The following is a 22,571-nucleotide window of genomic DNA, read 5'->3' on the forward strand; positions in this document are numbered from 1 at the left end:
TACTCACCCGTCCGCCGCTAGCTCAGTTACCGAAGCAACCTCGCCCGCTCGACTTGCATGTGTTAAGCCTGCCGCCAGCGTTCAATCTGAGCCATGATCAAACTCTTCAGTTAAAATCATTTTGAAGCTTTAATCTAAACTTCCAAATCTGGCTCATCAATTTTCTGACTTAAATTTCGCTCAAATAAACTTCGAGTAATTTAAACCAATCAATCAATGAAAATAATTTCGATCAATCAATCAGTAAAAATCCACACAAGTTGTTCTTCATAATCTCTTAATGATCTTCTCGATGCTTCGTCAGCATCAAGCTAGGTCGGCTATATTACGCTTTATTTCTAAAGTGTCAACTGGTAATTTAAATTATTTTAAACTTTCTTTCTAAAACCCAACTCAATCACTCTTAACCAAGTCATTGTTTTATCAGAAGTTTTAATCTTCATCACCGCCGATGGATGTGCATTATAGGTGAAATATTTCGCCTTGCAACCCCTCTTTTTAAGTTTTATCAGTTTTTTAATCCAAACGGTTAATTATTCAGCAAAATACTTCACTTTTCCACAAAATACTGTTTATTTCTTTTTCTTGATCATAAAAGGTTCAGGATTCATAACTACATCTGGCATTTTTTCTGGCTGATCATGTTCCTGCCATTTCAGTGCGCGGCAGTCGATATATTCACAATAGCCTCCTTCTCCTTGTTGTTGATCGCCATTTATAGCCAACTGATATTGAAAACTTCCGACATAACCTGCTGCAGCCCCAAATTTAAAATCACCACGACTCTGCGCCTGTAAATGAATTGAGGTGCCATCTTCATCTTGATAACGCCATTCAAACTCACGTGGCAAATACATACACTGACCTGTTGGCGTTTTTACTTTTGGATAAACCCGTTGAATATTAAATTGTACTTGCCCATCAAATACCCGAGTTTGCTCCGTGTTCGCATTTCGCAGATAGATTCGAGATTGCAAAATTCGATTCAACACATCACGACTTTGTAGCAATATCATTTGTTGCTGATGATTCAGATTAATCACTTGATAGCAAAAAAATGCCACAGCGAAATAAGGAAACTGGATTGAGCGGGCAAACTCAAAACTACCCAATTGCTCAATCTGAAAATGCTGATCTTTATAGCGTACACTTCCCTGACACTGACACAGCAAAGACCAATGTTCTGCCAAATTCATTCGCAATTTAGTGAAATATGAAATTGTAGAGCTTGTGGTGATCTTTAAATCAAAGCTAAGTTCGCTATCTTCACGTTGAATATGAAATTGCGGAAAGTGTCCAGTAATGCGCTCTTTATTGGCAAACTGAAAATACTCTGCAGTAAATACGCAATCATGTTGTATTGAATAATGATTGGACTGCCCCACCATGTGTGGGCTGCTACTACAAAGAATACTGGCTGTGTCTAAAGCTGAGGTTGTAATCACATTTTCAGGGCGCAGCATTGCGGTATTTAGGCTGCCCAATAAACCAATAAAGTTGAGATAATGTAAGGGTGCAGGCAAATTAGGAAGAATTAAGCCCTGATAGATAAATTTATAATGATGTTTTGGGGCGTGATAAGGCAGTTTGGCGGTTGCCGCAGGAGTTTGATTGAGTTGTTTGGAACGATCGAGAAAATCTTGAAACAGCTGCATATCAAACTCCTTGTGAGTTGATGCTTTTATGAAAGCTTAATTAACTCACTGCATTTTTTCTTGCCATAAAAGTGGTCACAAAACCTGAAAGTGCATAAATAATTGAAATCACTAAAATTCCAACAGGAATATTATAAGTCATGGCTGCAAGGATAAATACTGCGATTGGCAATACAAAAAACGGCACACGCTTACGATCAAAGGTTTTAAATGAATAATATTTAATATTGGAAATCATCAACAATCCTACTGCAATAATAATCACAGCATTGAGGATTTGTAGACCAATTTCACGAATATCATACAGTTCAGGAAAATCCCGTCCTACCCAAACCAGCGACACGATAATCAGCGCAGCCAAAGGACTTGCAACACCAATAAAGTAGCGTTTATCGACCACACCAATTTGCACATTAAAACGCGCCAAACGGAATGCGGCACAAGCCGTATAAACAAAGCAAGCCGCCAAGCCGATACGACCTAAATCATGCAAACTCCAGCTATACATCAAAATCGCAGGTGCAACACCAAAGGCGAGCATATCGGATAATGAATCAAACTGTTCGCCAAATGGACTTTGCGCACCAATCGCACGTGCCACACGACCATCTAAACCATCAAACAATGCTGCTAGAAAAATGGCATAAATCGCTTGGCTAAATTCGCCATTCATACTGGCAATAATGGAGTAAAAACCCGACAGCAAGGCTGCCGTGGTAATCAGGTTTGGCCACAGATAGATACCACGACGTTTCACCTTTTGCCCTTCACGGGTATGTTCTTCTTCCACCACTTCAAATGTAATTCCGTCATGCTCAAGATCACGGGAACTATATTCTCCTTCGGGTTTGGATGTGTTTGTCATTATTTTGTGTCCTAACTGTAACCTGAACGTCTATTTAAATTTTTTATTCGCCAACTAACCAACGCACTGCAGCATGTCCACCATGTTCTTGCATACGCAAGTGCGGGAACAACCATTGCAGAGCTTCATCTGCATCTTCAGAGAATTTCCATGGTGGATTAATCACCAATAAACCACAACCGTTTAAGCCCACAGGAGTATCGTCAGGCCACACACAAATTTCACAAATGAGTTGACGGCGAATACCTGTTTTAAACATTTTCTTTTCAAAACGTTCAATCATGGCGCGGTCTTTAATTGGATACCACACCGCAAATACGCCTGTTGGCCATTTTTTATGTGCAGCTGCCAATAATTCAACCAACTGAGGGAAATCTTTACGTTCCAATTCATACGGTGGATCAATCATCACCAAACCGCGTTTTTCTTTTGGTGGAATGACGCCCAATAAACCTTCGTAAGCATCACGCTCATGTAAACCTGCGCGTTTGTCACGAATGTTATGACGCAATTGCTGGAATACATCGCGCTGCATTTCAAAAATAGTTGCTTTGTCGATGTCACGCATACCTTGTAAAGCAAACCATGGCGAACCGGGATATGCACCTTGCCCATCCGTTTCACGCATTGCTTCAACCAGTTTTAAATACTGCTGTACGCCTTCTGGTGCCTGACGTTTGATTGAATCATCTAGTTTCACTAAACGATGAATACCATTTAAAAATTCGCCCGATTTTTGTGCAGGTGCTAAAGATAAGTCATATTTACCCGCACCGCCATGTGTATCGACATAGCGATAAGGTTTATCTTTGGCATTTAAACGTGTCAGAATTTGCAGCAATAAAACATGCTTCATGACATCGGCAAAGTTGCCCGCATGGAAATGGTGACGATAATTCATGTTTGGTTCATTCCTAAAATCAACCGACATTTTAGCATGAAAAAAAGTTTCATTCAGGAGCTTGTATTCCTCTAAAATAATCAGCTTGTCTTGCATTTTGTCTGAGTATCTATTTTATGGACGCCACACTGCTTCCAAAATCTTGGAATATTGATCGAATTCTTGAAGATTTGGATCAACATGGTTTTGCAATAATTGATGATGCTTATTCACCCGAATATCAACAACAATTGCTGCTAGAGTGTAGTCAAAATTTAGATCAATTTCGTGAAGCCGCTATTCAAAATGGTGTGGTCAGCAATATTCGTAGCGATCATATTTTATGGATTCATGAAAACTTAAGCACAGCCCATCAACATACCCAAACGCTTTTAGCCTTAGCTGAGCAATTCAATCAGGCGTTTTATTTGGGTATTCGTGAGGTCGAAGCGCATTTTGCCAGCTACCTAGCAGGTTCTTTTTATGCCTTGCACCGCGATAACCCACAACAAAAAAATGATCGGGTGATTTCTGCTGTCTATTATTTACACCCTGAATGGCAGACAGATTGGGGTGGACAACTACGTTTACAAGACAAACATGGAGCATGGCAAATTATAGAACCACGCCCAAATCGGATTGCAATTTTCCAAAGTGATTTATTGCATGAAGTTTTGCCTGCGACACAGCAACGACTTTCTATTACTGCATGGCTACGCAGCGGCAACCAACTTTGGTAAAGATAGACCGCTTTTTTAAATTATTGGCTTTAAAACTGTAAATTTGCCCCGATGTAGAGCAAATATTGCTATCAGGAATTCACCCATGCGCAACTCGACTCAACAGCTTATTCAACGTATTGGGGAAACCGACCAACTTTTTTTACAAGGTAATACGCCTGAATTGGCATTAGAACGTGCCGATTTACGCTTACAATTGGTGAGTTTGAGCGAGTTACGCCAAGAACAGATTTACTTTTTGCAAGAAGCCATTGTGCTGTTAGAACAAGGTCGGGTTGAATTTGAAGAAATGCCAGTGACGTTATATATCAATTTGTCTTTGCATTTGGCCAAAGCCTATATGATGTATTTTGAGCTGACCCGCGATGCAAAATACGCCTTAATTACCCAACAAATTTTAAAAGCCATGACTCATTATGCACATGGAGATATTTTCTTTTTCTTGGCTTATGCCAGCGCCAGTAAAAATGAAAGTGCACTGTGTCGCCACTGGTTAGGCAAGTACAGTAAAACTGCCGAATTTGATTTGGAACTCTTACAAATTCACCCTGCCTTTAACGCCTATCAAACCGAAGTCTGGTTTAAACAAATTCTCAAAAGCAGAATGCATTAAAAAAACGCCTCGTTCTGAGGCGTTTTTAATGAAAACATATTAAATATGACGATGACTTAAACCTAAACAGCTTGTAAACGATAAGCATCTAAATGCAATTGTTGATTGAGTTCATCAATCCAAATGGCCCAATCATCGTCTTGTACCAAATGACTGATTAAAAATTCACGTTGTGATTTATTCCAAAACGGCGCTTCATGTAAATTAATATGTGCAGGTAATTGATGCGTACGTACATACAGTTCAATGGCTGCAGGGCTGCTGGCTAAACCGAGTTGGCTGAATAACATGGCTAATGATGGAGTATTTTGCATGAGCACCTTGCCCCCTTTTATTAGTTTCGTTGTAATTCCTTATTCAACCAACTTATAACACTTTGTATAAAAAACCCAGTCTTCCGACTGGGTTTGTTGTATCTTTTTGTGAGCACGCAGTTTACTGGCGCTTTTTAGATGAAAAGTATTTGATTTAACTTAAAAACTTTTAACTTAAATACCGATTAAACACTCGGATGTTGATCACTATGTAATTGCTCATTTAAGGTTTCAATCACAATGGCCCAATCATCATCTTTTTTCCAATGGCTTTGCAAAAATTGGCGCTGCCCTTCCGTCCAAAACTCGGCACAGTGTAATTTGGTTTCTGCAGGTAATTGATGCTCACGAATAAATTGATCAATTGCTGCATCGTCAGCATCTAGACCCAATTGTTGAAATAACAGTTCTAAAGTCGGTTGTTGGTCAAACATGGCATCCTCCTTTGATTCGTCTTGTACTTTTAATGACCTTAACCTGCTTCGAGCCGCAATTCAGCAGCAGCCGAGTTGCAGCATGTTATTTTTTGTACGATGCGATATACCTAAAGCATCCCACTCAATATTCTTAACACGATGACAGGCAACAAAAAAGCCAGTCAATGTAAACCGACTGGCTTTCATCTACTTAAATTAAAAGTTAGCAACCTGTTAGTTTTTCAGGCTGTGGCTTTTCATTTGGAAAGAAGATTGGGCGCAATTTCACACCAATGGCATTCCCCATAAATGCAAATACTAGCCATAACCAACCATGCACACTGCCCGAAGCAATTCCGCTAAAGTATGCGCCAATGTTACAACCGTAGGCCAAACGTGCACCATAACCAAGTAATAAGCCACCTATAACAGCCGCAACCAGTGAACGGCGTGGAATATTAAAGTTCGGGGCAAATTTTCCAGCCAAACTTGCAGCAAGCAATGCACCCAACATAATGCCAAAATTCATCATAGAGGTGATGTCATGCCACAATGAATTTGCCAATGCTTTAGCATTGCCTGACTGCTGCCAATAATCCCAAGCGCTTACATCTACACCCGCAAAAACAGCAACTTTTGCAGCCCAAACTGCAAGCGCAGAAGTCACGCCCCACGGACGACCAGCCAATACCAAGGTAGCAAAATTCAGCAGCGTTAAAATAAGCCCCCCCAAATTAACGGCCAAGGACCTTTGAGGAAACGCTTCCAACCATGGTACTGACTTTGCGGCTCGACTTCTAAACTGCCATGACGTTTCTTTTCAAAAAACACGGTTGCGGCAGCAATCACAGCAAAAATAACAAAGCTTAGAATAAGTGCAGGAATCACCCCAAAACTTTCGACAATCGAGATTGGCGCCAAATGCGGCAGATTAAACCACCAATCTAAATGCGAAGTGGCAATCAGTGAACCTAAGCAGAAGAAAAATAGCGTAACCAACATACGCGCACTGCCACCGCCTACCGTGTATAGCGTACCCGATGCACAACCACCCCCCAACTGCATGCCAATACCAAAAATAAAAGCACCAATCATGACCGACATCGACACAGGATTGACATTGCCCTTGACGGGATTGCCAAACAACTCACCTGCACCTAAAGCAGGAAAGAACAACAACACCGCCAAGCCCAGCATAATCATTTGAGCCCGCAAACCACGACCACGACGTTCTTTAATAAACACACGCCAGCTAGAAGTAAAACCAAAAGAGGCGTGATACAACGTCATCCCCAAAGCACCACCAATTAAAAATAACAGTGCTTGATTTAGACCCACGATTTGATAGGCGCCGATAGTACCGACAACAAGTAAGATAAAAGCCACCCAAACCGAAACATTCGATCTATGGACACTTGCAACAATAACTGACATGACAGAGAGAAGATTTGAAAAAGGAAACCCGCGTATTCTAAGCAATTTCCCCTACCGTGCAGGTCAATCGACCTATTTTATAGTCGCTTATCCATTCTGATATTTGATAAGCAATATGAGCTTAGCTGATGATAGGCTTTTAATTGCAAAGATAAAATCAAGCGCAAAAAAAATGCCAGTCAACTTTTAGGTTGACTGGCATCACTCCCGAAGGAGTTTTAACTTAATCTAGCAGATTAAATTATTTAATCATGTCAGCAATTGCTGCGCGTTCTTCTTCAAGTTCGTTTAACGTGAAGTTGATACGCTCACGGCTGAATTCGTCGATTTCAAGACCTTGAACGATTTTGTATTCGCCATTTTCGCAAGTTACAGGGAAACCGAACATTACGCCTTCAGGAATACCGTAAGAACCGTCAGAAGGAATACCCATAGTTACCCATTCGCCGTTTGTGCCAAGCGCCCAATCACGCATGTGGTCAATTGCAGCGTTTGCAGCAGATGCAGCAGAAGATAAACCACGTGCTTCGATGATCGCAGCGCCACGCTTACCAACTGTAGGAAGGAATACGTCTTTGTTCCATTCAGCATCGTTGATTTTGTCTTTTAAGCTTTCTCCATTTGCAGTTGCAAAACGGTAGTCAGCATACATTGTTGGAGAGTGGTTACCCCAAACTGTCATTGTTTTGATGTCAGAAACAGCAACGCCAGCTTTTTGAGCAAGTTGAGTTAACGCGCGGTTGTGGTCAAGACGTAACATTGCTGTGAAGTTTTTCGCTGGAAGATCTGGAGCAGATTTCATTGCGATGTAAGCATTCGTGTTCGCTGGGTTACCAACAACTAGAACTTTAACATCACGGCTAGCAACTTCGTTAAGTGCTTGACCTTGACCAATAAAGATTTCACCGTTTACTTTAAGAAGGTCAGCACGCTCCATACCAGGACCACGTGGACGAGAACCAACCAATAACGCGTAGTCAGCATCTTTAAATGCCACTTTAGGATCATCAGTACCGATCATGCCAGCCAATAATGGGAAAGCACAGTCGTCAAGTTCCATCATTACGCCTTTAAGCGCTTGTTGAGCTTTCTCAAAAGGAACTTCTAATAATTGAAGGATAACTGGTTGGTCTTTACCCAACATTTCACCGCTAGCGATACGGAATAATAGGCTGTAACCAATTTGACCAGCAGCGCCAGTAACGGCAACGCGAACAGGTTGCTTCATGTAATTATCTCCAATTGAGAGGATAGTCAATGCGATTAAATAGCTGTTCTATCTAATCTTAATAATCATAAACGCGAAAGATTGTACTCCAATCATTCAGCGGATGCATGCAAAAGCGCATCAAATTCCACAAAAGTCTGATAGAAAATATGAATAAAATTTCTCAAAAAGCTTAAAATTCAGAAATTACAGTCACCTAGCAAACTAGTAAGAACCTTTAATGACAAACTGATTCGGGCAATTTGATTCAATCGCTGCACCGCACTGCTTATAGCGTCCTGCGGTGTTATAACAAATTTTGATTTCAGTTAAATAACTTTTACCTTGATGGTTAGAGCACTGAAAATGCACGCTTTTTGATGACATACCTGAATTGGACTTGAGAAACAAACTCCGTAGTTGTGACAATTGCACCGTCTGCGTGTCTTGGCCTGTCAATACCGAAGGCACGTTCATCCGATCTGCATTATTAATAATCATGCGAAAATACTGACTGGCATTCATGGGCACACAGCCGCCAATACCTTGCCACAATTGTATCCGTGCAGCTTCATCAGGCATGACTCGCGCCACTACCTTCGCTTGTAGCGGCGGTAACTTTGCCGATGAATGGGTGCTACATTCACGCGTGGCTACTTCGGGATATAAACCCTCAATATTCAGTGAGTAACCTTCTAAACATTTACGCTTTTTGCTTTTGCTCGAATCGATTAAACACACGGCGGGCGTCATTTGCACGGACATCACATAGCCTTGCACGGGGGCAGAAAATGTATTTTGCGTACACAAAACCAAAGCTGTACCACTCAAACCGAGCAATGTAACTTGAATTGGCTGTAAAACTGTACTCATCCACATTTTCAATGCTTCAGCCCCCTAAATTCTTATACACCCAATGACTCACGCATCTATATATCAACACGCATGATCATCTAACTGTATCACTTGTAACATTTTCCTAAGGTGTATTCCGAGATGGAATATGTTGCATACGGCTACTCATTGATTGTCCACCCTGCCCCAACAGCACACCATAGTGCGTGGCATTGGTCATGACATGCTTGACATAGTCACGTGTTTCCAACAAAGGAATGCTTTCAGTATATTGGTCTGCCGCAATTTGCTGAAACTCTGGCTGCCAACGGCGTGCACGATTTGGCCCGGCGTTGTATCCTGCTGTGGCCAGCACAGGGCTATTGCTTAATTGTCGCTGAATGGTCGACAAATAAAATGTACCGTAGCGGATGTTGGTATTCATGTCACTGAGTGCAGCAGGATTATAAGTTTCACCCATTTGTCGTGCAACCAAACGTGCCGTGTCTGGCATAATTTGCATGAGTCCACCTGCACCTACATGCGAACGTGCAGTAGTATTAAAACGGCTTTCTTGACGCATCAAACCATAAGCCCAAGCAGGGTCAATACCTGCATTTTGACTGTGGCTCACAACATAATTACGATGTGGCATAGCATAACGGTAACTATAGTTGTGCTTATTCACAGTACGATCTGCTGCATAAATGGCACGATCATACCAACCCATATCGGTTGCACGCTTAGCCGCTGCTAAAATCAAACCATCATCCTGTCTTAAATACGCCTGACGTACCGCCCAGTTCCATTCACGGTTGACATAATTGGCAGGTGCATTAATTTCACGCAAAGTAAAGGCACGGTTAAAGTGAATATCTTGATTCAAACGCTGTAAGTCATTGGTACTTGGTTGCGTATTCGCAGGAATCGTGTTGTAGGTTTGCCCAAGACGATCTTTTGCCAACAAGTTGTGATAATCATCACCCTGCGCCAATTTTTTATAAATATTTTGTGCACTACGTTTCGACGCTGCATCATTGCGTTGTTCTGAAGCACGTGCCAACCAATATTGCCAACGATCTTCCTGTTTTTGAGTCACACTCATGCTGTCTACAGCACGAATCACACTTTCCCATGCGCCAAAACGAATCGCCTGACGGGCATAAATTTCTGCTTCTTCGGGACTAAAAGGTAAGCCATAACTGGCGTCTAAGGCACTTAACACTTCACGCTTAAAATTGTTTTTCATGACTGTAGTGCCGCCAATATATCCCACAGCACGATACAAGGCTTTTTGTACCGATTCTGGCGCACCTTCTGCACTGCGTTTTAGTGAAGAAAGTGCCGAGTCTAAATCGCTATCGGCTAAACGTCCGATCGCATAAATAAGATAGGCATGGTCTTCGTTGCTTGCTTTAGGCGCAGACCACAAATAATTCAGTGGATTGGCTTGAATGCTGTTCAATTGTGCCAAACTGATATTCATACCTAAACTTTGCGCAGTCGCTAAAGCGAGCCCTGACTGCCCTGCACGCAATTGTGCCCATAAGCGTTGCTGTTTATCTTGCTGAGTCATAATTGGACTAGAGAGCATCATTCGACCTAGACCTGTACAAGATTCAGGTTGTGAGTTCGTGGTCAACCAAACATCTTTAAATTCCGCGACCACCAAAGGATCACCCGAACGGGTACGAACTTGTGCCATGGCACAGCTTTCGGCCTGATCAGCATTACTCACATAGGCAAGCACAGGTTGTGCACTGCTAAAATCGGCCTGTTTCACTTTTTCTTCGATGTAATCGGCTGCGAGTTTTTCTGCCATCGCTGATTGTGGATGGCGCTGTGCAAACTGAACAATTGCACTGGCAGGTTGCATGCCCAAATTGGTGTTCAATGCCCAGTATTCAGGATAGTAGCCCAAAACATCATTTTGCATGGCATATTGATACTGCTGCAATAAATCGACATCACCTGAATTGGCTGCACGCAGTGCATCATTAAACTGTTCATTTGCGGCATGCGTACCCGTCATCACGGCAAGCGAAACCAGACTTAGCACAAGCTTTTTCGTTAATTTATTATTTTGTTTCATCATTTGCAGCATTCGCTTGCCTTCAGTCATTTACTTCTGCCTCGAGATCCGCATCCAATCATTCAGCTTAGTTTAATTAGTCTAGAACCCAAGTTGTGTTCTGTTATGTAACCTTATGATTAGACACTATTAATCTTGAAATCAATCTTCCAACAATTTTACTTCACATTTCAAGTATGTGATGCACGGATTAAAGGCTGTCAGTTTATCTTGAATTCCTGCTAAAATACGCCCCTCTGTTTTATCTATTCCGTTTATTTTTATAAACGAACTCGTGAATTATCTCTTAGGAGCCTACATGACGGTTCAAACCTTCATCCCGAATGGTGCCCAAGCTGCCTCAGAAAACACTGTTACCCAGCCACAGCACACCCCAGCCGACGGTTCAGTTAAAAAACTGTATATCGAAACGCAAGGGTGTCAGATGAATGAGTATGACAGTCACCGTATGGCAGACCTTTTGGGCGACTCGCACGGCTATGTGCTGACCAGCAACCCTGCCGATGCCGATATTTTGCTCATGAACACCTGTTCAATTCGTGAAAAAGCCCAAGAAAAAGTATTTTCTGAATTAGGACGTTGGCGCAAGCTTAAAGAAAAAAATCCTGATTTGGTCATTGGTGTAGGCGGTTGCGTGGCTTCTCAAGAAGGCGACAACATTCAAAAACGCGCACCGTATGTGGATATGATTTTTGGCCCACAAACCTTGCACCGCTTGCCACAAATGCTTGATCAGCACCACGATCAAGTTGAAAAACCAAAGAAAGAAAAAATCAAACTGGTGGATATTTCTTTCCCAGACATCGAAAAATTCGACTTTTTACCTGAACCGCGTGTTGAAGGGTTTAAAGCTTTTGTGTCGATTATGGAAGGCTGTTCAAAATACTGTTCTTTCTGCGTAGTGCCTTACACGCGCGGTGAAGAAGTTTCACGTCCTTTAGATGATGTCTTAGCTGAAATTGCGACTTTGGCCGAAAAAGGCGTGCGTGAAATTAGCTTGCTCGGTCAAAACGTAAATGGCTATCGCGGTGAAACTTTTGACGGTAAAATTTGTACTTTTGCCGATTTACTGCGTTTGGTTGCCGAAGTACCTGGCATTGGACGAATTCGCTACACCACATCACACCCGCTTGAATTTAATGATGATTTGATTCAATGCTACCGTGATTTACCGCAAATGGTGTCGCATTTACACTTGCCTGTGCAAAGTGGTTCGAATGATGTGCTACAAGCCATGAAACGTAACCACACCATTGATGTGTATATCGACAAGATTGCCAAGTTACGTAAAGTACGCCCAGACATGCACTTATCTAGCGACTTTATTATTGGCTTCCCGGGTGAAACCGATCAAAACTTTGAAGAAACTTATCAGTTTATTCAAGATATGGATTTTGACCATTCTTATAGTTTTATCTACTCAAAACGTCCGGGAACACCTGCATCGGAACTCGAAGACACCACCCCTGAAGATGTTAAAAAAGAGCGTTTGGCCAAAGTTCAGCAATGGATCAAACAATCGAGTATTGATAAGACCGATGCCATGCTTGGGACGGTACAACGTGTCCTAATTGAAAATGTTTCCGACAAAGACCCGAACATTTTAGTGGGTACGGCCGACAATACACGTTTAGTAACATTTATTGGTGACCCTGCTTGGGTCGGACGCTTTGCGGAGATTGAGATTACCGAGATTAAAACTTTGAATTTAGTTTACGGTGAACTCTTGAATCTTGAGCCTGACGTGGCGTAATGTAGGAGCTAAAGTCCAATAACAGATTAAGGAATTCTCTTGACTGCAGCGATTCGACGTACAGTAACTTTTCCTGGCATTTCAATGGAACGTCTAAAAAGCATGCTCGGTGCTTATAACGGACATTTGAAACAAATCGAACAACGTCTAGACGTCCAAATTTCTCATCGTGGTGACGCCTTTTTTATAGATGGGGAAATTGATGCAGTTGAACGAGCCGAAACACTCTTGCAACGCCTGCATGAAGAAGCGGAAAGCTCTGCACAAATTAGTGCAGACACGCTCCACATGATGATTCAGGGCAGTCAGACTGACCGTGAATTACAATCGGATGATGGGCAAGAGCATACTGGATTGGATGCTGTTTGGTTGCAAACCCGCAAAGGGCGCATTAATCCACGCGGTGCTAACCAAAAGCGTTATGTGCAACGTATTTTGCAAAGTGATATTTCATTTGGTATTGGCCCTGCAGGTACGGGTAAAACCTATTTGGCTGTTGCCTCTGCCGTAGATATGTTGGAACGCAATGAAATCCAGCGGATTCTATTGGTGCGCCCTGCGGTTGAAGCGGGTGAAAAACTGGGCTTCTTACCGGGTGATTTAACCCAGAAAATTGACCCGTATTTGCGTCCCCTTTATGATGCCCTGTATGAAATGCTCGGCTTTGAAAAAGTTGCTAAGCTGATTGAACGTCAAGTGATTGAAGTTGCACCACTGGCGTATATGCGTGGTCGTACCCTCAACCACTCTTTTGTGATTTTGGATGAAGCCCAGAACACCACGCCTGAACAGATGAAGATGTTCCTGACCCGTTTAGGGTTTGGTTCACGTGCAGTGATTACCGGTGATGTGACTCAGGTGGATTTACCGCGTGGTCAGCAGTCTGGTCTGGCACATGCCTTACGTGTGATTGATAAAATCCCTGAAATTCATATTACTCGTTTCCATTCTCGTGATGTCGTGCGTCACCAGCTGGTTCAGAAAATTGTTGAAGCCTATGAAGGCTGGGACAGTGAGCAACAGCGTTTAAGTGCCGAAGCGCGTGCAGAACGTAAAGCGCGCCAGGAAGCATTAATTGCGGAAAATGATGCCGCAGCAGATGCACAGCACTAATCGCTGTGCGCTCTGCAACCTACTGAAGTATTAAGGATTCATTTTGAAATTAAGTCTCAGCCTGCAACAGGACATTCAAGCGCCTGAGCTGGTGTTAAAACGTGCCTATCTGAAAAAAGTAGTCGAAACCACTTTAAGACATATAGACACCCAAAGTGATTGTGAAATTGGAATTGCCTGTGTCGATCATGCAGAAAGTCATAAGCTCAATCTGGAATATCGCAAAAAAGATAAATCGACCAATGTCTTGTCTTTTCCGAGCGATTTACCCGATGAAATGGCACAAGTTTTGCCGAGCTTCCCTATTGGGGATTTGGTAATTTGTATTCCTGTGGTTTTACAGGAAGCTGCAGAACAAGCCAAAACACCATTAGCGCATTTCACTCACATGCTAGTACATGGCACGCTGCACCTTATGGGCTATGATCATGAAACCTCAGATGAGGATGCCGAAGAAATGGAAGCTTTAGAAGTTGAGATTCTTGCCAAGTTGGGTTTGGATAATCCATACATGGAAAGAGATTGAATTTTAAGTTTTAGAAAATCATAAAAATAGCGGGCTAAGGCTCGCTTTTTTGTTTAAAACTACTCCCTCCCAATGGGGGGGAGAACATTCATTAGAGTCCCATGATTGCTAAATACCAGAAGAACATTGCTGCGTAAAGCAGAGAGTAGATTCTTGTTACTTGTCCACAAAGTCCTCTCTCCCTTTGAGAGAGCCAGAGAGAGGGAAAAACTAGCGCACCTCAAACTCAGCTTCAGCAGGGTCAAAACGCCACGTCCGTACAATCCGCAATTCAGAAATATCTTTCATTTTGGCATCAAATGCACCAAAAGGTGCGGCTTTACGCACCGAAGCTTTGGCTGCTTCATCTAGCATGGCATGTCCTGAACTTTCAATTAAACGAATGGCACGAATCCCACCATTGTTGTTCAAAATCACCATTAAACGTACTTCGCCTGCCAAATTCTGTGCTTTGGCTTGTTCTGGATAATAACGGTTACCATAAAATTCGACTTTTTGACGGAATTTTTCCATATAACCAGCGGTGTTGTCTTGCTTGGCCTGAATCCCATCGATGGTTTTAATTTTTTGCTGACGGCTAAAATTTTGTTGGCGTTGTAAATATTGCGCTTCAATACTGGCGACCATGGCAGCCTTAGCTTGGAATTGGCTATTCAACTCCTGCATGGCTTTTTTGCGCTGATTTTCTGCAGCCTGTTTTTGCCAACTGAGCGTGGTCATCAATACTTTTTCTTCAAAGTTTAATTCACGCTGTTGCTGCATACGCTCTAAACTTTCCAATTGCTGCTCCCCTGCACTTTGTTCAGTCATGGGTGCAGGCATATCACTCGACATGCGATGTTCTTCACGGAACGTACCTGAACCTTGCTGATCGGCTTGGGCTAAGAAATCTGCATCTTCAACTTTTGCATCGCTCATGCGTACCGATACCGCAATCTCTTTGACCGCAGCATCGCTTTGTTGCGGTGCAGCAAACTGCACGGCCAAAATTAATGCGTGCAATACAGCAGCCACCAGCAACGCTGCAGCAAAAATAGGATCTTTCCACCAATCTTGCGTAGAAGGCATCAATTGAATTTTTTTTAGCATCACATTAATCCGACAAAACGTCTGATTCCCCAAGCCGCCAAATGCGGTATAAACTAAAGAGCATATTACTTTGCTCAGTTTTTGCTTTTCTGCAAAACTGCGAAGTTCATCAAAAAGCTGACTACTGAGCCTTAAAATCTTAAAAATGGTGCAACTTATTTTGCTAAACTGCAAGCTTCTATGCCTGTATTTTTAATACAATTCGACAAAATATTTGTATCTGTAAAGAATGAATGAACGACTTGGACGGCCGTATGCAAACCCTGATCACCAATATCTCTCAACGTATCCGTCAAGTGTACCAAAAAGCGGAAGGATTTATTGAGGATGAACGTGAATTTCCATTATCTCAGGTCTTCTTAAATGCGACTTTTCAGCGCTTTGTGACCGATAATGTGAAAATGTTGCAAGATCTGCACGCAGACTTACACGACGACTGGTTACGTCTTTATGCAACCCTAGATTACAACGGCTTGAACATCACTCTGTCTGTCGATTTAAAATTAGTACAGATGGAATTGAATAAAGATACTCAGCTGATTGTGTTTGAACAAATTAGTGACACGCAGGTGATTGAAGCAAGTTATCCAAGTTTTTTGCATAAAATCGCTGTGAAGTGCGCTTTATTTTACTATCAAAAAATACGCAATGATGACCCTTTAGGCATGATTTTAGAAAAACTCAAAGTCATTAAAGTCAAAGATGATTTGCTGCATTTAGATTTAAATCGCTGGTTGGGCAAAAGCCGCTCTATCATTGACACACTCAGCAAAGTTCATGTGAATCATGCGGTATTACGTGAAGCGGAATTGGTGCTCACTGGCAACGTCAATTTAACGGCGTTGTTCCGCAAAATGTCTGAAGAAAGACTAGAAGATGTGGAAGAATCTCTTGCAGATACGCAAGTCACACCGCTGAAACAAAAATAAAGCTAAGCTGAAACTTTAGAAGAGAATACATACAGGAAAACTACACAAGCCGCATAATTCCTAATTTTCTCTTCATATTCAACGCGTATAATGGCAACAAGCAAGCAAATTGCATCTCCCTACATACAGAGGAAATATCTCAGCAATGGCAAATCATGTATTGAAAAAAATGGGTATGGCAGCCGGTGTGTCTACAGCACTGTTTTTGGCTGGTTTCTCTAGCCAAACATTTGCCATGAGTCCTTTCCAAGCCAGTTATCAATTTAACTACAATGGTAAAAACTTAGGTTCTGCAACACGTACTTTAAGCCAAACAGGTAACCAATGGAGTTATGTGTTTGCTGCCAAAGCAGGCGTGATTGCCTCTGCTACAGAAACTAGCCGTTTTAGTTTTAATAATGGCAAAATTGGCTCATCTAGCTTTAGCCGCAGCAGTAAGATTTTGGTGCATAACAACACCATGAGTATTAACTTCAATCCTTCGGCGAAAACCATTAACACCAAAAAGGACAGCGACACCCGTTCTTTTGCGTGGAAAGCGGGCGTGTTGGATGAGTTGAATGCGGAACTGCAAATCCGTGAAGACTTAAAAAGTGGCGGTTTAAAATCGAGCTACTATATTGCCGATAATAAAGAGGTGGAATCACGTCGCTTTATTAAGCAAGGTTCAGAAAAAATCAAAACCAGTTATGGTACTTTTGATACCATTAAAGTGGTGCTGAAACACAACAAACCAAACCGTGATACGATTTTCTGGTTGGCACCAAAACTTGACTACTTGCCTGTCAAAGTTACCCACCAAGACAAAGACAAGTCTTATGGATTATTACTCACAGGCTATAAAGGCCCGACCAACTAATTTAGAATATAACTACTGAGCAAAGCTTGGCAGTTATTCACCATTTGGTAAATTGTTCTTGCATTTTTTCAGGTGCTTTTTAAAATACGCTTTTGCTTTGAAAAGCACCTGCTCTTGAGGATTCTCCCGTGCATGCACTAGAACAGAAAATTTTAGCCGAAGGTATCGTTCTATCTGAAGCGGTTCTAAAAGTCGACTCTTTCTTAAACCATCAAATTGACCCTGTGATGATGCAGCAAATTGGTCAAGAATTTGCGCGTTTGTTTAAAGATGCAGGCATCACCAAAATTATTACCATCGAAGCTTCTGGCATTGCACCAGCTGTGATGGCAGGTTTAGAGCTTGGTGTACCTGTAATTTTTGCACGTAAATATCAATCTTTAACCTTAAAAGATGATTTATACCGCTCTAAAGTATTTTCATTTACCAAGCAAACTGAAAGCACGATTGCCATTTCAAACAAACATATTAGCGCTAGCGACAAAGTCTTGGTGATTGATGACTTTTTGGCAAATGGTCAAGCTGCACTCGGTTTAGCAGATTTAATCCATCAAGCGAATGCAGAAGTCGTGGGTATTGGGATTGTGATTGAAAAGTCATTCCAGCCGGGTCGTGAATTATTGCTTGAAAAAGGCTATCGCGTTGAATCATTGGCACGGGTAAAGTCTTTGGCAAACGGTACTGTTGAATTTGTACGCGATTAAGGTCGATTAAAACTGATGTTGTTTCATCATTTAGACCTTATGATCAAAGAGTGCTTAGGCGCTCTTTTTTATGCTTTTTTTCAAACTTAAACAACTCATTTACATATATTTTATTTACAAAACTGTGGTGCTACGCCATGCTGCACTTGAAATAACAGTGTTTAAGCAGTCTGCTCTTTTCAGATTGCAGCTCTACACAGCACTCTTTAGGTCGTCTACGTGCATTGATGCATGCGACATGAGTACAAGGCATTTTAAAGTCATGACACAAGACAATCCGTTGATGGAACACAGTATCGTCTGTCCAAAATGTGGTTCAACTCAAGTTGAAAAACGCAACCATGAACAAAACTTACAAAAAATTGGTGGCGTGTTATTAGGCTCTGCAGGTACAGCAGCAGGTACTGTGGGCGGCGCAGCTTCGGGAGCTTCTATTGGTGCGGCAATTGGTACAGCCGCAGGGCCATTGGGCGTGATTATGGGCGGCACCATTGGAACATTTGTCGGGGCAATTAGCGTGGGAATCACAGGTGGTTTTCTTGGGCATCGCTTTGGTAAAAAAGCAGGTGTAATTGTTGATCAGAATATTTTTCTAGATTTTCAATGCCTCAAATGTAAACACCGCTTTAAAGAAAAGTTGAAACAGCCAAGCAACTCTAAGTAACCCTAAATCAATTTCAAAAAAAGTGCTGCACATTGCAGCACTTTTTGATTGCATCTTTTTATTTTGCAGTGCTGCTTGCAGAAGTCATCACAGTTTTTTGTGCCGCTAAATACTGTGCTTCCGCAGGTTGTTTTTCAATACGTTGTTCTTCTGGAAAACTCAGACTATGCACAATTTCAGTCGCTGCAACACTCGACCATGAACACCCTAAACTCATTAGACCTAACCCAATCAGCATCCACTTATTCATTTTCACTTTCCTCAATCTCTCATTTTTACAGCAGTCCGTTGTGCTCAATACATTAGGGTCTGTTGACAATTCGTCTATGTTTGCGGCATGAGAGATATATCTCGCAAGGTTTTTTAGCTGATATAAGGCATGGGACAGGAAATTTAGTCATTCTAAATGACTGGCACATAACGCAATAGCAGCAAAAAATATGCTCGCCCCGAAAGGCTGTGGCTAAAACTTTCTCAGATTGCGTTATGAAACTTAGCAATAATCTCGCTATTCCTTGCGTTTCATGCCTGATCTGCTCAGTTTTAGCCTACAGCGCAAGCCATTTATGAAATGTCAACAGACCCTAGCCTGCAAAAAAAATGCTGCGTGAACCGTGACAGAAAACTCTGCTTTTAAAGCGGTTATTAGACGTGAAAAGAGAAAAACTGAATATCACTGCAAATGGTGATTTTAGGTGAAAAGTGAACTTATTTTTTAGCACGCTCAATGCTACATAAGCCAATCGAATTCAAGTACAAAAGATAAAAGCGTAAAACGATATCCACATTTTACGCTTCATCTTAATTAAAGAAAGAATCTCACATGCCCTGTAATTTTTTTACCATTTCACCTAGGCGTTGTCCTTGCGCTTCACAAAGGATTTTTTCATCCTGACTCAAAGCCTGATCGTGGCGCGGGCCGCTCACATGCGTTGCACCATACGGCGTACCGCCCGTTTTGGTATTTGATAAAGCAGGATGCGCATTATGCAATCCCATAATCATCATTCCGTGGTGAAACAATGGAGGCAACATGGTCAATAAGGTACTTTCCTGTCCACCATGCATCGAACCCGATGAGGTAAAAACGCAGGCAGGTTTATTGTGCAATGCGCCATTCAGCCACAGACTAGTGGTTTGATCCCAGAAATATTTCATTTCAGATGCCATATTGCCAAAACGTGTAGGTGAACCTAAAGCCAAACCTGCACAATTGGCCAAGTCATCCAAAGTACAATAAATATCACCTTCGGCAGGAATACTTGGCTCGGCTTGTTGCACCACGGTCGAGATATTTGGCACAGTTCTAATTTTAACGGGCATGCCACTAGCCTCTACCCCGTTGGCAATTAAATGTGCCATTTCTTTGGTAGAACCATATTTACTAAAGTACAAAACCAGAATATATGCTTGCATCATGCTAAGAAATCAGACTAAAAATGAAAACTATACGGTATTTTGCTGCTTTTTTGGTTAAGCTTAACCATGAAAACAGATAAAGATGATTAAAAAAGTTGAGACAGCCACTGTATGATCGTTGAGTATTTAAAGAAACTGCCTTTTTATGACAAACAATGGTTTCAATTTGTCTTATTTGTGCTGCGTCGCTTTGAAGCAGATCGCTGCCGTGAACAAGCAGGCTCTTTAACCTACACTACCCTGTTTGCCGTTGTACCTATGCTCACCGTATTTTTGGTGATCATCTCATCCATTAAGGCACTCGAACCTGCACGGCAACAATTACAACAACTGATTTACAGCAACTTTTTACCTAAAACCACCATCGCCTTTGATAAAGCCTTAAATGCCTTTACCGACAAATCTAGCAACTTAACCGTCATCGGGATTTTGTTTTTATTCGTGACCACGGTGATGATGCTGACCAGTATTGAAACTGTGTTTAATCGAATTTGGCGGGTTAAGGAAACCCGTGGCGGTATTATGGGTTTTATGCGTTACTGGACCATTATCTCATTAGGCCCTATTTTACTGGGCAGTGCTTTTGTCATTTCCTCAACTTTGGCTTCTATGAATGTGCTGAGTAATAACTTTGCAGGTTATGAGCTCAATGGAGCATTTATTTTATGGCTGATTTCATTTGCCCTAACCATTTTAGGTTTTTTTATTCTGAATTGGACCATTCCCAACCGCAGTGTACCTATTAAAGCCGCATTAATTGCGGGGGGTTTCAGTGCTGTTGTATTTGAATTTTTGAAAAACCTGTTTGGTTTTATTATGTCCAACTTCACCAGTTATGAAATTATTTATGGTGCTTTTGCTGCCGTACCTATTTTCTTACTGTGGATTTTCCTGTCTTGGAATATTGTGCTGTTAGGTGTTGAAATTAGTTATGCCTTGACCGCTTTTGAAGCCAGTCGCGAAAAAAAATGCCATCCGCTGCTCATGCTATTGGACTTACTGGAATTGTTTTACAAAAAACAAATGCGCGGAGAAAGTGTCACTGAAGCTGAAGCCTTAGATGTATTGGGACGTAATGAAATTGGGCGCTGGCCGTCTTATGTGCTGATGCTAGAACAACAAAATTTAATTAAACGTACTGAAAATGATGAATTTGTTTTGGTGCGCAATTTATCTCAGGTAGATTTTTGGAGTTTTTATTCACAGCTACCGTATTCATTGCCACGTCGTCAGGACTTGGCCAATGTCTATCCTGATGATGAATGGATGCAAAAACTTGGCCCCGTACTCAGTGAAACCGATGACTATTTGGCTGCCAAATTGTCGATTCCGCTCTCTAAGATTTTTGAAGAAAAATAATCTTGTACGCGCTCGCTAGATTTTAAATATCACCCATCTTCAAATTTAAACCCGTATTGAGCTACTAGGTTATTTGAAGATGATTTTTACAAGACAACATTGCTGATGTTGAGTCTTGCTCAAGTTCATGGAAAAGCTGCAAATACTTATTTTCTTTTTAGTACTTGGGTTTTATGTTTAAACCAACATTGAGCATTCACCATCAACACCCCCAGCATGACCAAAACAGCCCCAATCATAAAACTTTGGCTCAAGCTTTCATTCAACAACCATACACCAAACAATACGCCAAATAATGGCGTTAAAAATGAAAACACGCCTAAACTGGATGCTAAATATTGTTTCAGCAACCAAAACCAAGCGAGATAGCTAATAAACGAAATCAATACCGCATGAAAAATCAAACTGCCTATGGCTAAGGCTGTCCAATAAATTTCAGCCTGTCCCATCCACCATGCCATCGGCAGTAAAATCAAAAAACCACCCATCAATTGGTAAAACAAAGTTTGTGTTGCAGGGGCTTCCGATAAACGACTTAGACGTACCGCAACAGTTGTGGCTGCCCAAAGTATGCCTGCACTCAGCGCAAGTAAATCGCCAAAAAGCATCTGGCTGAAGTTTTGGTGGCTCTCTTGTTGCACAGTATCACGCCATAAAAAAGTCACCGCTATGCCAGCAAAAGACAACAGAATCCCACCCCATTGCAAGCGAGATAAACGCTCTGCAGGTAGTTTCCAATGCAACGCTAAAGCCACAAAAATAGGCGCGGTATATAGTAAAACCACCACATGCGACGCAGAAGTATATTGAATCGCCTGCCCTAACATAAAAAATTCTGCGGCAAATAAAATACCCACCAATATGCCTGCAGGCAGATATTCAGTCGAAGCCCATTGTGTATTTCTTGCAAGCAATAACAAAGGCAACACCATCACAGCAGACAAGCCTGAACGCAGTGCCAATTGCATCAAGGGTGAAATATCTGCCGCAGCAACTTTTAGCACCACTTGTTGCAGACCCCAAAAAACACACAAAATTAGCATCATACTGCTGGCTTTTGCATCAAGTGCTTGGCGTGAACTCATGGCTGAACCTGATCTGAGATA

General features: G+C 41.8%; 22 protein-coding genes, 1 rRNA gene and 1 pseudogene. 10 read left to right on the forward strand and 14 right to left on the reverse strand.

Annotated elements, in window-relative coordinates; genetic code table 11:
• From FTT71_RS03860 to FTT71_RS03875, 4 genes are all read right to left on the reverse strand, one after another.
• Positions 1 to 113: ribosomal RNA gene (locus FTT71_RS03860) — 16S ribosomal RNA — on the reverse strand; the annotation flags it as partial.
• A gap of 459 nt (positions 114 to 572) precedes the next feature.
• Positions 573 to 1,655 (reverse strand): DUF6670 family protein, encoded by a 1,083-nt coding sequence (locus FTT71_RS03865; protein WP_104853049.1) that lies wholly within the window; start codon positions 1,653 to 1,655, stop codon positions 573 to 575.
• Positions 1,656 to 1,695: 40 nt separating this feature from the next.
• Positions 1,696 to 2,520, reverse strand: coding sequence for a CDP-diacylglycerol--serine O-phosphatidyltransferase (gene pssA / locus FTT71_RS03870; RefSeq protein ID WP_004976213.1), 825 nt, complete (start codon positions 2,518 to 2,520; stop codon positions 1,696 to 1,698).
• A gap of 43 nt (positions 2,521 to 2,563) precedes the next feature.
• Positions 2,564 to 3,421: a 23S rRNA (adenine(2030)-N(6))-methyltransferase RlmJ gene (locus FTT71_RS03875; protein WP_026438537.1), complete on the reverse strand. Its 858-nt coding sequence runs from the start codon at positions 3,419 to 3,421 to the stop codon at positions 2,564 to 2,566.
• Between the two features lie 116 nt (positions 3,422 to 3,537).
• Here FTT71_RS03875 and FTT71_RS03880 point away from each other — a divergent pair, with 116 nt between their 5' ends.
• Positions 3,538 to 4,140, forward strand: coding sequence for a 2OG-Fe(II) oxygenase (locus tag FTT71_RS03880; protein WP_180160714.1), 603 nt, complete (start codon positions 3,538 to 3,540; stop codon positions 4,138 to 4,140).
• A gap of 85 nt (positions 4,141 to 4,225) precedes the next feature.
• Positions 4,226 to 4,753 (forward strand): hypothetical protein, encoded by a 528-nt coding sequence (locus FTT71_RS03885; protein ID WP_019836939.1) that lies wholly within the window; start codon positions 4,226 to 4,228, stop codon positions 4,751 to 4,753.
• A 62-nt stretch (positions 4,754 to 4,815) separates the two neighbouring features.
• Here FTT71_RS03885 and FTT71_RS03890 read toward each other — a convergent pair whose 3' ends face one another.
• The 6 genes and pseudogenes from FTT71_RS03890 to FTT71_RS03915 all read right to left on the reverse strand — a co-directional run bounded on the left by FTT71_RS03890 (position 4,816) and on the right by FTT71_RS03915 (position 10,990).
• Positions 4,816 to 5,073, reverse strand: coding sequence for a DUF2789 family protein (locus tag FTT71_RS03890; protein WP_026438086.1), 258 nt, complete (start codon positions 5,071 to 5,073; stop codon positions 4,816 to 4,818).
• A 179-nt stretch (positions 5,074 to 5,252) separates the two neighbouring features.
• Positions 5,253 to 5,501 carry a DUF2789 family protein gene (locus tag FTT71_RS03895; protein WP_096901745.1) on the reverse strand — a complete coding sequence of 83 codons (249 nt, stop codon included), beginning with the start codon at positions 5,499 to 5,501 and terminating at the stop codon, positions 5,253 to 5,255.
• 205 nt (positions 5,502 to 5,706) lie between these two features.
• Positions 5,707 to 6,917, reverse strand: a pseudogene (locus FTT71_RS13415) (YeeE/YedE family protein).
• 241 nt (positions 6,918 to 7,158) lie between these two features.
• Positions 7,159 to 8,145, reverse strand: coding sequence for a malate dehydrogenase (locus tag FTT71_RS03905; protein WP_180160715.1), 987 nt, complete (start codon positions 8,143 to 8,145; stop codon positions 7,159 to 7,161).
• A 204-nt stretch (positions 8,146 to 8,349) separates the two neighbouring features.
• Positions 8,350 to 8,997: a ribonuclease I gene (locus FTT71_RS03910; protein WP_179988453.1), complete on the reverse strand. Its 648-nt coding sequence runs from the start codon at positions 8,995 to 8,997 to the stop codon at positions 8,350 to 8,352.
• A 106-nt stretch (positions 8,998 to 9,103) separates the two neighbouring features.
• On the reverse strand, positions 9,104 to 10,990 hold the full coding sequence (locus tag FTT71_RS03915; protein WP_179988513.1) for a lytic transglycosylase domain-containing protein: 1,887 nt from the start codon (positions 10,988 to 10,990) through the stop codon (positions 9,104 to 9,106).
• A gap of 358 nt (positions 10,991 to 11,348) precedes the next feature.
• On the opposite strand from FTT71_RS03915, the gene miaB reads away from it, so the two are divergent.
• From miaB to ybeY, 3 genes are read left to right on the forward strand one after another with little or no spacing between them, the layout of a single operon-like run.
• Positions 11,349 to 12,803: a tRNA (N6-isopentenyl adenosine(37)-C2)-methylthiotransferase MiaB gene (miaB, locus tag FTT71_RS03920; RefSeq protein WP_004976194.1), complete on the forward strand. Its 1,455-nt coding sequence runs from the start codon at positions 11,349 to 11,351 to the stop codon at positions 12,801 to 12,803.
• Positions 12,804 to 12,842: 39 nt separating this feature from the next.
• Complete coding sequence (locus FTT71_RS03925) at positions 12,843 to 13,916, forward strand: PhoH family protein (protein WP_096901739.1); 1,074 nt, start codon at positions 12,843 to 12,845, stop codon at positions 13,914 to 13,916.
• A 43-nt stretch (positions 13,917 to 13,959) separates the two neighbouring features.
• Positions 13,960 to 14,442, forward strand: coding sequence for an rRNA maturation RNase YbeY (ybeY, locus tag FTT71_RS03930; protein ID WP_004976192.1), 483 nt, complete (start codon positions 13,960 to 13,962; stop codon positions 14,440 to 14,442).
• A gap of 210 nt (positions 14,443 to 14,652) precedes the next feature.
• On the opposite strand, the gene FTT71_RS03935 is transcribed toward ybeY, so the two are convergent.
• A complete protein-coding gene (locus FTT71_RS03935; protein ID WP_171062604.1) occupies positions 14,653 to 15,510 on the reverse strand; it encodes an energy transducer TonB in 858 nt (285 codons plus the stop codon).
• Between the two features lie 275 nt (positions 15,511 to 15,785).
• On the opposite strand from FTT71_RS03935, the gene FTT71_RS03940 reads away from it, so the two are divergent.
• The 4 genes from FTT71_RS03940 (at position 15,786) to FTT71_RS03955 (ending at position 18,687) form a co-directional block, all read left to right on the forward strand.
• Positions 15,786 to 16,460, forward strand: coding sequence for a hypothetical protein (locus tag FTT71_RS03940; RefSeq protein WP_004976182.1), 675 nt, complete (start codon positions 15,786 to 15,788; stop codon positions 16,458 to 16,460).
• 145 nt (positions 16,461 to 16,605) lie between these two features.
• Positions 16,606 to 17,319 carry a DUF3108 domain-containing protein gene (locus FTT71_RS03945; protein WP_004976176.1) on the forward strand — a complete coding sequence of 238 codons (714 nt, stop codon included), beginning with the start codon at positions 16,606 to 16,608 and terminating at the stop codon, positions 17,317 to 17,319.
• A 128-nt stretch (positions 17,320 to 17,447) separates the two neighbouring features.
• Positions 17,448 to 18,023 (forward strand): xanthine phosphoribosyltransferase, encoded by a 576-nt coding sequence (locus FTT71_RS03950; protein ID WP_004976172.1) that lies wholly within the window; start codon positions 17,448 to 17,450, stop codon positions 18,021 to 18,023.
• Positions 18,024 to 18,306: 283 nt separating this feature from the next.
• Complete coding sequence (locus tag FTT71_RS03955) at positions 18,307 to 18,687, forward strand: hypothetical protein (protein ID WP_371972010.1); 381 nt, start codon at positions 18,307 to 18,309, stop codon at positions 18,685 to 18,687.
• 58 nt (positions 18,688 to 18,745) lie between these two features.
• Here the strand turns inward: FTT71_RS03955 and FTT71_RS03960 are convergent, their stop codons facing one another.
• Positions 18,746 to 18,937, reverse strand: a complete 192-nt coding sequence (locus FTT71_RS03960) for a hypothetical protein (RefSeq protein WP_004976167.1) — start codon at positions 18,935 to 18,937, stop codon at positions 18,746 to 18,748.
• Between the two features lie 569 nt (positions 18,938 to 19,506).
• Positions 19,507 to 20,103: an NAD(P)H:quinone oxidoreductase gene (wrbA, locus tag FTT71_RS03965; protein WP_026438329.1), complete on the reverse strand. Its 597-nt coding sequence runs from the start codon at positions 20,101 to 20,103 to the stop codon at positions 19,507 to 19,509.
• Between the two features lie 114 nt (positions 20,104 to 20,217).
• On the opposite strand from wrbA, the gene FTT71_RS03970 reads away from it, so the two are divergent.
• Complete coding sequence (locus FTT71_RS03970; protein WP_178866098.1) at positions 20,218 to 21,465, forward strand: YihY family inner membrane protein; 1,248 nt, start codon at positions 20,218 to 20,220, stop codon at positions 21,463 to 21,465.
• Positions 21,466 to 21,611: 146 nt separating this feature from the next.
• Here FTT71_RS03970 and FTT71_RS03975 read toward each other — a convergent pair whose 3' ends face one another.
• A complete protein-coding gene (locus tag FTT71_RS03975; RefSeq protein WP_131261036.1) occupies positions 21,612 to 22,550 on the reverse strand; it encodes a DMT family transporter in 939 nt (312 codons plus the stop codon).
• Positions 22,551 to 22,571: the final 21 nt, after the last annotated feature.

Origin of the sequence: Acinetobacter sp. YH01004, assembly GCF_013420455.1 — a bacterium.
Classification (GTDB): Bacteria; Pseudomonadota; Gammaproteobacteria; order Pseudomonadales; family Moraxellaceae; genus Acinetobacter; species Acinetobacter towneri.